This window comes from Chryseobacterium sp. SIMBA_038, from assembly GCF_046535115.1.
GTDB lineage: Bacteria > Bacteroidota > Bacteroidia > Flavobacteriales > Weeksellaceae > Chryseobacterium.
The window spans coordinates 1-339 of record NZ_JAWRXH010000064.1 but is presented as its reverse complement, the minus strand read 5'-3'; the positions used below and the strand labels follow the sequence as shown (position 1 = coordinate 339).

The following is a 339-nucleotide window of genomic DNA, read 5'->3' as shown; positions in this document are numbered from 1 at the left end:
CATACCAAATGTTGGACGATGTTAGCGTTTGTGCCGATGACAGGAAAATTCCTGTGGTAATGGCTATAAGAATTAGTATTTTTTGTCTCATTTCATTTCTTCCTTTCTCAGCAGTTTTCCTTCCTGACTGAAGTAATAGTAGGCGTCGTCTTTCAATAACTGTATTTCCTCACCGGTAAAGAGCTGTTCAGAATATTCGGCTGGGATAATTGTTTTGAGCTTAAAATCAGAGACTCCATATAATCCGTTTTTTTGAATAATAACGGAAGTGTCAGTAAGCGTGACAAGTTCTGTATTGCTTAATTCTATACGATATTTTCCGTTTTCATCAATCATGCC

The 339-nt window shown here is 36.9% G+C and carries 1 protein-coding gene; it reads right to left on the bottom strand.

The annotated features are described in order from the left end of the window. Window positions 1–87: 87 nt before the first annotated feature. A partial coding sequence (locus SB689_RS22735) for a hypothetical protein (protein ID WP_410694338.1) occupies window positions 88–339 on the bottom strand: 252 nt, incomplete at its 5' end.